The organism is Corynebacterium lipophiloflavum DSM 44291 (assembly GCF_000159635.1).
Lineage (GTDB): Bacteria > Actinomycetota > Actinomycetes > Mycobacteriales > Mycobacteriaceae > Corynebacterium > Corynebacterium lipophiloflavum.
Window position 1 is genome coordinate 713018 of the sequence record NZ_GG667192.1, and the last position, 12523, is coordinate 725540.

A 12523-nucleotide genomic window follows, 5' to 3' on the forward strand; every position below is an offset into this window, starting at 1 on the left:
GTGGCGAACAACACCGTCGTGATCATTCCGACCTACAACGAGGTGGAAAACCTCCCCCTGATCGTCGATCGGGTCCTCAGCACGACGTCGCCCGTCGACGTCGTCATTGTCGACGATAACTCTCCCGACGGCACCGGGCTCAAGGCCGACGAGCTGGTTGCGGCGCACGACGAGGTCCACGTTGTCCACCGCGCGGGTAAAGAAGGCCTGCTCGCGGCGTACCGAGACGGCTTTACCTGGGCACTCGAGCACGGCTACGAAGTGATCTGCCAGATGGATGCCGACGGATCGCACGCGCCCGAGGAGCTCGAGCTGCTACTCGCGGAGATCGACAACGGCGCAGACCTCGTCATCGGGTCCCGCTACGTCGAAGGCGGCGAGGTCAAGGACTGGCCCCGGGAGCGCTACTTCCTCTCCAAGGCGGGAAACCGCTACATTTCGCTCGTGCTCGGCGACGACATCGCTGACATGACCGCCGGCTACCGCGCGTTCCGCCGCGAGCTGCTCGAGGCCCTCGACCTCGATTCCCTATCCACCAAGGGATACATCTTCCAGGCGGAGATCGCGCACCGCGCACTGCAGGCAGGCTACGACGTGCGCGAGGTGCCAGTCACCTTCACCGACCGCACCCTCGGGGAATCCAAGCTCGACGCAAGTTTTGCCGCGCAGTCGCTGGCTGAGGTCAGCAGGTGGGCGGCGGCCGAGAAGTCCGAGCTGCTGCGCGAAGGGGCCAAAGAGGCGAGCCGATTCGCCCGCTACGAGCTCGACCACACGAGCCTGCCCAAGTGGAAGCGCGAGCTCGAGCAGGCCCCGGAGTTCATCGTCAACGTCATCGGGGAGGGTGCCAAGTTGGCCCGCTACCAGCTGAACCACTCCGGGGTGCGTGAACTGCCGGCGAAGGCCGCCCGCGCCGCTGATTCTGTCGTCGAATTGATCCGTGAGGGTCTCAAAATCGCGGACTACGAGAAAAACCGCGCATAGAAGACAAGAAATAGCCCGGCCGCACGAACAGAGCGTCGTGAAGCCGGGCTTTTGTGCTGCTTAGGAACCAGCGTTGGCCTGCTGCTCCTGCTCTTTCGCGAGGCGCGCCGCGGTGCGGCGACGCTTGCGCAGCTGGTCGAGGCGCTCTTCAAGGAGCACATCGAGCTCTTCGATGGTGCGGCGCTCGCGGAGCATGTCCCAGTGCGTGCGCGGAGGCTTGACCGGCTTGGCTTCCACGCCCTCGCCCTCCATGAGCGTGCCGATTTGGCCGTTCTTGCACATCCACTCTTCGGGGATTTCAGCCTCGTCGGCGAAGGGGACGTCGAAAACCTCACCGTTAGGGGTGCGGTACTTAGCCATGCGGCGCGGCGCCAGATCGTGGTCCCGGTCAGTTTCGTAACTGACTGCACCCATCCGACTTCCGCGCAATACGCGATCAGCCATGCTGTGTGAATCCCTTCCCTCGTTTAATAGTCGCCCTATTATAACGACTGGCCGCCACGAAATGTTCCCGCCACCCAGTGCGAACTCTGTGGGTGTTGGTCGTCGAGCCATGTATTACGCTTGCGCCATGTCCACGATGTCGCCAACTTGTCAGTGGTGTGGTGTCGAATTGCCCCCGCACGAGGGGAGAGGGCGCAAGCGGAAGTTTTGCAGCTCCTCGTGCAAGCAACGCGCCTACGAACAGCGCGCGTCGGTCAGTGGTACTTCTATCCCCGCCCAGGCGGTCATTTTGGCCCCTGAGCGGGCCGATGACTTGCGGGATCAGTTGTTCCAGTTGCGCTGTGCGGCAGAAGATATTGCCACTGCGCACCGCGAGGGTGCGGACCAGCGAGAGATTGCCGAGCTGTGCGAGGAATTGGTGAGTATGGCCAAACGCGTCGAAAGACTAAGGTAGGAATGGTGAACAGGCAGCGTCAGATTCCCAAGCCAGTCCTTATTGGGGCAATTATATTCATTCTCGCGTTGGCGGCGTTGGCAATCGTGCCGGTCATCTACGCCTTGCTTTTCGGCGATCACGGTGTGAAAACCGAGGGCATCAACGCCGAGGGCGCGCGACCGGCGGCAACGGAGGTCGATGGGGTGTGGGACGTCACCGACACGCTCGGCCCGAACCAAACTTCCGCGGGATTTACCTTCTTCGAGATTCTCCCGGCTGAGCGCAAGGTGACGTCCGGTTCAACACGCGAGGTCGAGGGTGAGGTGCAGATCGAGTCGGGCGCGGTGACCGCCGGGCAGATCACGGTGGATATGGCGAGCGTTGCCACGGACAACGACCGGCGCGACGTGAACGTGCGGCGGTCGATCCTCAGCACCGATGATTATCCGACGGCGACGTTCAGCCTGACGGAGCCCGCGGACGTTAGCCAGTTGCCGGCTGACGGCTCGGTGGGAACGGTGACGCTGACAGGTGATCTTACCATTCGCGGTGAAACGAACCGTGTGACCCATGAGTTCGAGGCGCTGCGCACGGGCGACAACATCGTCGTTGCGGGTGACATTCCGATCAGCCGCGAAGACTACGGCGTGGAGACTCCCGAGTTGGTGGCCGCCAAGATCGCCGATGAGGGCGAAGTGAATGTCCGCCTGAATCTGACGAAAGTGCGCTAAAAACGTCACGTAACGTAATTGAGGGCTAACAGCCCTGCGTAGCGGATTGTCCGATAATGTACATTATGTCAACTAAAGTCTTCTAGCGCCGCCCCCGCCTGTCGCGCGACACCAGGGTCACCTGGACCACGTCGAGCATCTCCAACCGCGCCAAGGCCTCGCGCAGCGCGAACTGCCACTGCCACAGCCGTCGGTACACCTGATCGAACCCGTCGGCAGCGGCCTCGCGCAAACGGCTGTCAAACATCTCTCGCTGCAGGCGCAACGACGCCGCGAGGTGCGCCGGTGCCCGTGTCTGCGCCACAACACGCAATGGCGTTCGCCGGTCGACGATGCGCACCACTTCCTCGGGCGTCGAATAGCTCAGCCCCGGCCAAATGTAAGCCCGCAGCGACTGCAGCGCCGCGTCCGCCGCCGGCGTGAAAGCCTCGGTACGCATCACTGTCTGTAGCGCGGCCCTGCCACCTGGATCCACGAGGTGGCCCACAGCGGACAGGTACTGCGCCTTGCCCGCCGGCGCCAGCGTCTCTAGGCGTTCCACGCTAACTACAGCGTCATAGTCGCTGCGCCGCTTGTTCGCGCGCGTCCACTCCGGCGCCAGCAGCGCGACGTGGACAGCGCCGCCGACACCCGCGTAGACCACCCGGTCGCGCAGCGCGCCCGCGGCGTGCTCGTCGGCGGCCCAGGCATCGACAACCGCCCCGCGGCGTGCAGCCGCGAGTGAAACCGCCCCGCCCGAGGACGGGAACTCGAGCACATGGGTGCCGCGGCCGGTCGCGCAGGCGTCGAGAAGCATCTCCACCGAGCGTTGCTGGACGTCGCTCAAATCCCCCCTCGACGCATCGATCGGCTCGGAAAACTCCGTCACATCGACAAAGTACGTCCCCGCGGATGCCCTGCCTGCGCGCGCCTGCTGGGATTTCACCCGCACCCGCTGCGTCGTCGGCACTCCCGTGGCGAAATGGCCGGCAAACCCACTCATCCCATCCCCGGCGAAGTGCTGCACCAGCTCCGCCGGAATTTCCCCGCCGCCGTCGAAATGCTTGGGACTGATCGTCGGGGTCTTGGGCCGGTATCCGGACTGGAGCAGCTTAACCAAGACGTCGACGAGGGCTTCGCTGCTGGCTGCGGCCCATTCCCCCGCCATGAACCCTTCCGCGAGGCCCACCCAGCCGCTGTCGGCGATCCGGCGAAACAACATGTCGTGCTCAACTACCAGGTGCGCGTCACGCTGCGGGTCGAGCTCGATCTCTGCTGCCGCGCAGGCGCTCGCGAACTTCGCCTCCGCGACCCGCGCTCCAATCCTCGCCGCCGGGCCCGAGGGCACGGCCAGCAGCCCTGGCCAGGCTTGGGTATCCACCGTTGCTAGGTGTTCGGGTACGTCCGGGGCGGTTAACACGCGGACAACTTTAACGGCTTTTCCGCGCCTGAAGCGGCAGGCGCGGCGGGGCTTGCGTCAACGGGAACTGCACGGAGGCGTATTATGGCGGGCGATACTCAACAACGTCCCGCAAGGAAGGTACACCTATGGCTGAAACAGCATTACGCCCGTCAGGTAACCGCCACCACGTCGTCATTATCGGCGCCGGGTTCGGCGGCATTTTCGCAGCTCGCGAGCTTGCTGACGCCGATGTCGACGTCACCATCATCAACCGCACCAACCACCACCTGTTCGTCCCGCTGCTGTACCAGGTGGCAACCGGCATCCTTTCCACCGGCGAGATCGCGACCTCCGTGCGACAGATCCTCTCCGGCCAGGACAACGTTGACGTGGTGCGTGGCGATGTTACTGACATCGACGTCGAGGCCCAAACCGTGACTGCTCACGAGGGCGAGTTTTCCCGCACCTACGCCTACGACTCCCTGATCGTCGCAGCGGGCGCCGGCCAGTCCTACTTCGGAAACGATCACTTCGCGGAGTTCGCTCCCGGCCTGAAGACGCTCGACAACGCGCTGGAAATCCGCGCCCGCATCATCACCGCCTTCGAGCGCGCTGAGGTCGCTGAGACCGCCGAGGAGCGCGACCGCCTCCTCACCTTCGTCATCGTCGGCGCCGGCCCGACCGGTGTTGAGCTTGCCGGGCAGATCGCCGAGATGGCGCACCGCTCCTTCGCGCACGGCTACTCCAACTTCGTTCCCTCCCAGGCAAAGATTGTGCTTATCGACGGCCTGCCCCAGGTGCTTCCCCCCTTCGGTAAGCGTCTCGGCAAGCGCGCGCAGCGCGAGCTGGAGAAGAAGGGCGTCACCGTAGTCCTCAACTCCATGGTGGTAAACGTCGACGAGGAATCGGTGACCTACAAGGACACCAAGACCGAGCAGGAAACCACGATCCCGTCGGTGACCAAGATCTGGTCCGCCGGCGTCCAGGCCTCCCCTCTCGGCAAGCTGATCGCCGACCAGGTCGGCGTCGAAGCCGAACGCAACGGCAAGGTTCCGGTCAACTCCGACCTGACCGTCGGTGACAAGTCGAACGTTTTCATCATCGGCGACATGATGAGCCGCGACCGCCTTCCGGGTGTCGCCCAGGTCGCCATCCAGACCGGCCAGTACGTCGCCCGCGTTATCAAAGAGCAGGTCGAGCACGACGTTGCCCCGGAGGCCCGCGACGACTTCGAGTACTTCGACAAGGGCTCCATGGCCATCGTCTCCCGCTTCAACGCCGTGGTGAAGATGGGCAAGGTCGAGGTCAGCGGCTTCATCGGCTGGTTGATGTGGCTCGCCGTCCACGTCTCCTTCCTCGCCGGCGCGCGCAACCAGTTCGTCACCATGGTGTCCTGGTTCACCAACGCGCTGACTCCGAAGCGCCACAACCTGGCCACCACCTTGTCGCAGATGCACGGCCGCACCGCGCTGCTGAAGCTGCGCGAGAAAGCGGCGGCCGAAGACGGAGTGCCGGAGCTACGCGACACCAACGGCGAGAACTAGTTCCTCCCCCGCGCCCTCAGCCCGGCTTCCGCTCGCGGAGCCGGGCTGTTGCACGCCATGGCGTATCATTCTTTCACACTCAGTTACTACTCGAGCTTCGTACGAAGGGGGCCTACACACCATGCCGCCACGCCTACCGTTGTCGCTGCAACGCGGCAAACGCCCCGACGGCGCGCCCGCGCCCTCTTCAACGAGTCTGCCGATTCCGATTGAGCGCAACGTCGACTTCTGCCGCATCTTCCTCGACGGCAAGAAGCTGCCCGGGGAAACACGGGTGACCCAGGCGCTGAAGTTGGTCGAAGAACACGAGAACGCGTTTCTGTGGTTGTCGCTCAGCGAGCCAAACACGACGCAGATGGAGCGCATTGCCGAGATCTTCGACCTGCACGACCTCATCGTCGATGACATCGTCGACGCCCACCAGCGCCCGAAGATGGAGCGCTACGACGACCAGTTGTTCATGGTCGTGCGCTCCGTCTACTACCGCGACGACGAAGAAGTTGCCGACGCCCGCGAGATCATCTCCACCGGCGAGGTGCAGGTCGTTCTGGGGCCAAAGTTCGCCATCACGATTCGCCACAAGGCTCCCCTGCCCGATCTCACCCGCGAACTCGAGGAGGATGAGGAACTCGCAATCCTTGGCCCGCCGGCCGCGGCGTGGAAAGTCTTCGACCACGTGGTGGACAACTACCTTAAGGTGGCCACTGCCCTGGGACGCGACGTGGACGAGCTGGAAAACGAGGTGTTCACGCCCAGGCGCGACATCAACATTGACAAGATCTACATGTACAAACGCGAGATCTTGGAGATGCGCCACGCGATCGACCCGCTCGGGCCCGCGCTGCGCGCTGGGCTGATGAACAACAAGGACATGCTGCGCAAGGTGCTGCGCTCGTACTTCCGCGACGTCCAAGACAACGCGATGATTGTCAGCGATCACGTCTCCGGGTTCGACGAGCGGCTGTCGTCGCTTCTCGACGCCTCCGTGGCGAAGGTCAACATGCAGCAGAACAGCGACATGCGCACGATTTCCGCGGTGGTTGGCATGGCTGCCGCTCCGACCATGATCGCCGGAATCTACGGCATGAACTTCGCGTACATGCCGGAGCTCGCATGGCGCTGGGGGTACCCGGCGGTCCTGATCCTGATGGCCACCGTGATGATCGTCATGTACTGGTGGTTCCGCAAGAACCACTGGCTGTGAGGGGTTGCTATCGGCCCTCGCGCAGGATCATGAGCTTGAGGTTTGTGGTGGCCACGAGCTTGGCCTCGTGGTACATCTCCACGCGCCACAAGTGGGTGGTGCGACCGGTGTGGACGGGCAGCGCCACGGCGTCGATGCGGCCGTCTTCGACGCTGCCGAGCAAATCGGTGTAGTTGCTCATGCCGACCGCCCCGGCGCCGGAGTAAGCCACCGCGGCGATGGAACCAAGCGTCTCTCCAATCGAGCAGTACAAGCCACCATTGGCGATTCCCGTGACCTGGTGGTGCTGCGGGGTGACGTCGACGTAGCCCTCCGTGCGGTCCCGCGAGACGTAGGTGATGGCGATCCCAAGGGTGTTCGCCAACCCCTGATTCACGGCGTTGATGCCTTCTAGCTCGTCGTCGGTTAAGGGTGAGGTAATCGGCTCGCTGCCAAATCTGTGATCCATGCCACCATTATACGTTTAACACTGTTAAAAAGTGTCCGAAAGTACCAGCAAACTATCACGCAACGTTTCGGCGCAGCGTAGTATCTCACCCATGACTACCGGTAACAAGCTTGCTCAGATCGGCGTCGTGGGGATGGCCGTTATGGGCTCAAACCTCGCACGCAATTTCGCTTCCAAGGGCCACACCGTGGCCATTTTCAACCGCTCCCCGGAGAAGACCCGCGCGGTGATCGAAGCGCACGGCCACGAAGGCAACTTCATCGCCTCGGAGACCATCGAGGACTTCGTCGCATCCCTCGAGCGCCCGCGCAAGGCCATCATCATGGTCCAGGCCGGCCCCGCGACGGACGCGGTGATTGAGCAGCTTGCCGACGCCATGGAGGACGGCGACATCATCATCGATGGCGGCAACGCCCTGTTCACCGACACCATCCGCCGCGAGCAGGAGATGGCGCAGCGCGGCCGCCACTTCGTCGGCGCCGGCATCTCCGGCGGCGAAGAGGGCGCGCTCAACGGGCCGTCGATCATGCCCGGCGGCCCGAAGGAATCGTGGGAAACGCTGGGGCCGCTGCTGGAGGACATCTCCGCCAAGGTCGACGGCGAGCCCTGCGTGACCCACATCGGATCCGACGGCGCGGGACACTTTGTCAAGATGGTGCACAACGGCATCGAGTACGCCGACATGCAGGTCATTGGAGAGGCCTACCACCTGCTGCGTTACGCAGCCGGAATCGAGCCTGCGGCGATGTCCGACATCTTCGCCGAGTGGAACCAGGGCGACCTCAATTCCTACCTGATCGAGATCACCTCGGAAATCCTGCGCCAAGTCGACGGACGGACCAACACGCCATTCATCGATGTCATCGTCGACGCCGCCGGCCAGAAGGGCACCGGCCGCTGGACCGTTAAGGAAGCACTCGACCTCGGCGTTCCGGTCACCGGCATCGGCGAGGCCGTCTTCGCCCGCGCCCTGTCGTCGGCGCTGGCGCAGCGGGAGGCCGCCCAGCGCATCGGCCTGCCCTCCGGCGATCTGACCACCCTCGAAAACCTCGGCGCGGATAAGGAACAGTTCATCGAGGACGTGCGCCGCGCGCTCTACGCCTCCAAGCTCGTCGCCTACGCTCAGGGCTTCGACGAGATCAACGCCGGTTCCCAGGCGTACTCCTGGGACATCAAGCCGGGCGACCTGGCCCGGATCTGGCGCGGCGGGTGCATCATCCGAGCAAAATTCCTCAACCGCATCACTGAGGCCTACGAGAACGACCCGGAGCTTCCCTCCCTGCTGCTCGACCCCTACTTCAAAGCCGAGCTTGAAGGTGGCCTGATCGACTCGTGGCGCCGCGTCGTGGCCGTTGCCACCCAGCTCGGTCTCCCGATCCCGGTCTTCGCCTCCTCGCTGTCCTACTACGACTCTCTGCGCTCCAAGCGCCTCCCGGCGGCGTTGATTCAGGGCCAGCGCGATTTCTTTGGCGCCCACACGTACCGCCGCGTCGATATGGAAGGCACGTTCCACACCGCGTGGTCGGGCGATCGCGAGGAGCTGAGCTACTAGCGTTTAGGGTGCCAGGGCCCCGAGCAGGTAGTATCGCAGTAATGACGTCTTTCGCCGACCTCGGCCTCCCCCGCCCCATTGTCAACGTTTTAGCCAAGCAGGGCATCACCCAACCCTTCCCCATCCAGGAAGAGGCAATCCCTGACGCGCTGGCCGGGCGCGACGTTCTGGGTCGCGGCCCTACGGGTTCCGGGAAGACGTTCACTTTCGGCCTTCCCATGCTGGCTCGACTCGCCGGTGCCCCGTCGAAGCCGGGGCACCCGAGGGGATTAATCCTCGCGCCGACTCGCGAGCTGGCCACCCAGATTCGCGAGCGTCTCGACGACCTAGCCGCCGCGCTCGGCCTGCGCCTGCTCGATGTCGTCGGCGGCGTTAACATCAACAACCACCTGCGCTCCCTCGCCGCGCCCGTCGATGTGCTGGTGGCCACCCCGGGACGCGCGGAGGACCTGATCAGCCAGCGCAAACTGTTCTTCGACCACGTCGAGATCACCGCGTTGGACGAGGCAGACCAGATGGCGGACATGGGGTTTTTGCCGCAGGTGCGCAAGCTGCTCGACCGCACGCCGAAAGGTGGCCAGCGCCTGCTGTTTTCCGCGACACTGGACGGGGACGTCGAAAAGCTGATCGCACGCTACATGTCTGACCCCGTCACGCACTCGACCGCGCCCGTCCAGGCCTCAGTGAACACGATGGAGCACTACCGGCTCCTCGTCGGCGACCGCGATGCGCGCAGCGACGTGGTGCTGCACATCGGCGCACGCGAGGGAAAGACCATCATGTTCATGCGCACCAAGCACGGCGTGGATCGGCAGGTAAAGAAGCTGCGGCGCGCCGGCATTAACGCCCAGGGCCTGCACGGCGACAAGGGCCAGGGCGCGCGTACCCGCGCGCTCGAGGGCTTCGGCGACGGCACCGCGCCCGTCCTGGTCGCGACCGACATCGCCGCGCGCGGTATCGACGTCGACGACGTCTCTCTGGTCGTGCATGTCGACCCTCCCGCCGAGCACAAGGCCTACCTGCACCGCGCGGGGCGTACGGCTCGCGCGGGGTCGTCCGGGACCGTCGTCACGCTCGTGCTCGACGAGCAGGAAAAGGAAGTCCAGCAGCTGATGAACAAGGCCGGGGTCAGCGCGACACCGGTTCGGGTCACCGCAGAGTCGGACGAGTTGGCTAAGATAACGGGCGCACGTGAACCCTCTGGCGCGCCGCTGCCGCCGCCCGGGCAACCGCAGCAGGCAAAGCGGCCCGCCGCAGCACGCAACGGCAAACCATCGAACCCCGCAGGGCGTCCCTCGCGGCGCCGCCCACGAAGGAGTAGCGGACGCGGCTAACGCACCCCCGGGTGCACGCACGGCGTCTTTTTCACAGACATGGACATATTCATATCCATCCTCTCCCTAGTCGGATTCGTCGCGCTGACCGCGTCAACGGGCTTGTTCGTGGCTATCGAGTTCGCCATGACAGGACTAGAGCGCTCCACCGTCGATGCGCATGTTCGTGCCAAGGGGGACCGCACCGCCCGAGCCGTCGCGAGGGATCACTCGAACCTCTCCTTCGTCCTCTCGGGTGCGCAGCTCGGCATTACCGTGACCACGCTGGCCGCGGGTTATCTCGCTGAGCCCGTGCTGGGCCAGTTCTTCACCCCCCTGCTCGAGCTGGTCGGCCTCAACGCGAACGCAAGCCAAACGGTAGCGCTCATCTTGGCGCTGATCGTAGCCACGTTCCTGTCCATGGTGTTCGGGGAACTCGTTCCGAAGAATATTGCAATTACCGAGCCACTGGCCACCGCGCGGTTCGTCGTTCCGCCCGTCAACACGTTTAACACGGCGCTGAAGTGGTTCATTAAGTCGCTCAACCGCTCCGCCAACTGGTTCGTGCGCAAGCTCGGGATTGAGCCGGCGGATGAGTTGGCGTCGGCACGCTCGGGCCAAGAGCTCGGAGCGATGGTGCGAAACTCCGTGGAGGCGGGCAGCTTCGACGCTGAAACCGCCCGCGTGATCGACCGCTCCCTGCAGTTCGGCGAGTCGACCGCCGAGGAGTTCATGACACCGCGCTCGACCATTGAATCCTTGGATGTAAACGACACCGTCAACGATCTCATCGCGCTGTCACGCGCGTCGGGCCACTCCCGCTTCCCCGTCCGCCGCGGCGACCTCGACGACACCGTCGGCGTCGTCCACATCAAGGACGCCTTCTCCGTGGACAAGGAGCTCAGGAGCAGCGTCAAGCTCGGTGACTTGGCGCGCCCGGTGCATTTCATCCCCGGCACCCTCGACGGAGATTCCGTGCTCAACCGGGTGCGCTCGGCAGGCTCGCAGGTGGTTCTCGTCGCCGATGAATACGGCGGAACCCAGGGGCTCGTCTCCATTGAGGACGTCGTCGAGGAGCTCCTCGGCGAGGTCTACGACGAGTACGACGACCGCGAATCCGAGCGCGACTTCCAGCGTTTCGGATCCTCGTGGGAGGTCTCGGGACTGGTCAGGCTCGATGAGCTGAGCGAGCGCCTAAGCTACACCGCCCCGGAGGGCCCCTACGAGACCCTGGGAGGGTTGATCATGGCCACTCTCGGCCGCGTCCCTGTTCTCGGAGATAAGGTCGTGCTCCCCGAGACCGGTGGCGGGTTCCAGGAAGACTTCGAATCCGGCAACGCGGGCCGCTGGACCGCCCACGTCACAGTGATGGATGAGCGCCGCGTGGACAAGGCGATCCTGACACCCGTGCCGTCCGCCTCAAAGGAGGCCACCTCATGAGCATCTGGCTCGCCCTGTTCCTGATTGTGGTCTTGCTGGCGTTGAACGCCTTCTTCGTCGCGGCGGAGTTCGCACTCGTCTCCTCGCGACGCGACCGCCTCGAGTCCATGGCGGCGCAGGCGAAGAAGGAGGCGCAGCGGGTCATCCACTCGATAGAGCACCTCTCGATCTACCTCGCCGGCGCCCAGTTCGGCATCACAATCTGCTCGCTCATCCTGGGTAAGGTCGCTGAGCCGGCGATCGCCCGCTACATCGAGGTGCCGTTTATGGCCCTTGGCGTGCCGGCGGATCTGCTGCACCCGGTGGCGTTCGTCATCGCGCTGGCGATCATCTCCTGGCTTCACATCCTGTTCGGTGAAATGGTGCCGAAAAATATCGCCATCGCGGGTCCCGAGCAGCTCGCGCTGTGGCTCACGCCGGCGATGCAGCTGTGGGTGACCATTACCGGCCCCGTCATCCGGGCATTGAACTGGATCGCGCGCATCACGCTCAAGGCGTTCGGCATTGAGCAGCGCGACGAGCTCGAGTCCACGGTGGATGAGCAGCAGCTGGCGAACATGATCATGGAGTCGCGGGAAGAGGGCCTGCTCGACGCGGAGGAAACCGCGCGGTTGGCGAAAGCCCTGCGCTCCGAGTCCCGCAGCTTGAAGGAAGTGATGATCCCGCTAGAGAAGCTGACCACTATCCCCTACTCGTCGCGCGGTATCTCGCTGTCTGCTATCGAGCACGCTGTGCGCACGACCGGCTTCTCCCGCTTCCCGGTGGAGCGTCCGGGCGGCGCTCTCGTCGGGTATTTGCACGTCAAAGATATTTTGGACCTCATGGAGTCTGATGAGACCGACCCGGTGGTCCCGGTCTCGCGGATCCGCCGGCTCAGCATCGTCGACGGCGCGGGCTCGCTTGACGACGCCTTGACGTCCATGCACCGCCGCTCCGCGCACATGGCTCAGGTTCGTGACAACGGCGAGTTGATCGGCGTGCTCGCGCTCGAGGACATCATCGAGGAGTACGTCGGTACGGTGTCCGACTGGACGCACGAGTCTTAAGAT

12 protein-coding genes are annotated in these 12523 nt (G+C 64.3%); 9 read left to right on the forward strand and 3 right to left on the reverse strand.

Translation table 11 applies throughout. From position 1 onward, the window contains the following. The gene (locus HMPREF0298_RS06545; protein WP_006840341.1) at window positions 1-981 is read left to right on the forward strand and encodes a polyprenol monophosphomannose synthase; all 981 of its coding nucleotides are present in this window, start codon (window positions 1-3) and stop codon (window positions 979-981) included. A gap of 60 nt (window positions 982-1041) precedes the next feature. Here the strand turns inward: HMPREF0298_RS06545 and HMPREF0298_RS06550 are convergent, their stop codons facing one another. Next, a complete protein-coding gene (locus HMPREF0298_RS06550; protein ID WP_040422598.1) occupies window positions 1042-1425 on the reverse strand; it encodes an RNA polymerase-binding protein RbpA in 384 nt (127 codons plus the stop codon). Between the two features lie 109 nt (window positions 1426-1534). On the opposite strand from HMPREF0298_RS06550, the gene HMPREF0298_RS12695 reads away from it, so the two are divergent. Together HMPREF0298_RS12695 and HMPREF0298_RS06560 are read left to right on the forward strand one after the other, a co-directional pair. Next, entirely contained in the window at window positions 1535-1879 is a 345-nt protein-coding gene (locus tag HMPREF0298_RS12695) for a hypothetical protein (protein ID WP_006840343.1), read from the forward strand. A gap of 2 nt (window positions 1880-1881) precedes the next feature. Then, complete coding sequence (locus tag HMPREF0298_RS06560) at window positions 1882-2592, forward strand: YceI family protein (protein WP_006840344.1); 711 nt, start codon at window positions 1882-1884, stop codon at window positions 2590-2592. An 82-nt stretch (window positions 2593-2674) separates the two neighbouring features. On the opposite strand, the gene HMPREF0298_RS06565 is transcribed toward HMPREF0298_RS06560, so the two are convergent. Then, the gene (locus HMPREF0298_RS06565) at window positions 2675-3991 is read right to left on the reverse strand and encodes an SAM-dependent methyltransferase (RefSeq protein ID WP_006840345.1); all 1317 of its coding nucleotides are present in this window, start codon (window positions 3989-3991) and stop codon (window positions 2675-2677) included. 128 nt (window positions 3992-4119) lie between these two features. Between HMPREF0298_RS06565 and HMPREF0298_RS06570 the strand changes: the two genes are divergently transcribed. Both HMPREF0298_RS06570 and HMPREF0298_RS06575 read left to right on the forward strand, forming a co-directional pair. Then, window positions 4120-5517, forward strand: a complete 1398-nt coding sequence (locus tag HMPREF0298_RS06570; protein WP_006840346.1) for an NAD(P)/FAD-dependent oxidoreductase — start codon at window positions 4120-4122, stop codon at window positions 5515-5517. 121 nt (window positions 5518-5638) lie between these two features. Continuing rightward, window positions 5639-6721 carry a magnesium and cobalt transport protein CorA gene (locus HMPREF0298_RS06575; RefSeq protein ID WP_040422599.1) on the forward strand — a complete coding sequence of 361 codons (1083 nt, stop codon included), beginning with the start codon at window positions 5639-5641 and terminating at the stop codon, window positions 6719-6721. Between the two features lie 7 nt (window positions 6722-6728). On the opposite strand, the gene HMPREF0298_RS06580 is transcribed toward HMPREF0298_RS06575, so the two are convergent. Next, window positions 6729-7169, reverse strand: a complete 441-nt coding sequence (locus tag HMPREF0298_RS06580) for a PaaI family thioesterase (protein ID WP_006840348.1) — start codon at window positions 7167-7169, stop codon at window positions 6729-6731. 91 nt (window positions 7170-7260) lie between these two features. Between HMPREF0298_RS06580 and gndA the strand changes: the two genes are divergently transcribed. The 4 genes from gndA to HMPREF0298_RS06600 are packed head-to-tail and all read left to right on the forward strand — an operon-like array spanning window position 7261 to window position 12520. Then, a complete protein-coding gene (gndA, locus tag HMPREF0298_RS06585) occupies window positions 7261-8721 on the forward strand; it encodes an NADP-dependent phosphogluconate dehydrogenase (protein ID WP_006840349.1) in 1461 nt (486 codons plus the stop codon). Window positions 8722-8762: 41 nt separating this feature from the next. Then, on the forward strand, window positions 8763-10055 hold the full coding sequence (locus HMPREF0298_RS06590) for a DEAD/DEAH box helicase (RefSeq protein ID WP_006840350.1): 1293 nt from the start codon (window positions 8763-8765) through the stop codon (window positions 10053-10055). Between the two features lie 39 nt (window positions 10056-10094). Beyond that, complete coding sequence (locus tag HMPREF0298_RS06595) at window positions 10095-11474, forward strand: hemolysin family protein (RefSeq protein ID WP_006840351.1); 1380 nt, start codon at window positions 10095-10097, stop codon at window positions 11472-11474. After that, window positions 11471-12520: a hemolysin family protein gene (locus HMPREF0298_RS06600; protein WP_006840352.1), complete on the forward strand. Its 1050-nt coding sequence runs from the start codon at window positions 11471-11473 to the stop codon at window positions 12518-12520. The genes HMPREF0298_RS06595 and HMPREF0298_RS06600 overlap by 4 nt, the downstream gene beginning before the upstream one ends. Window positions 12521-12523 lie beyond the last annotated feature (3 nt).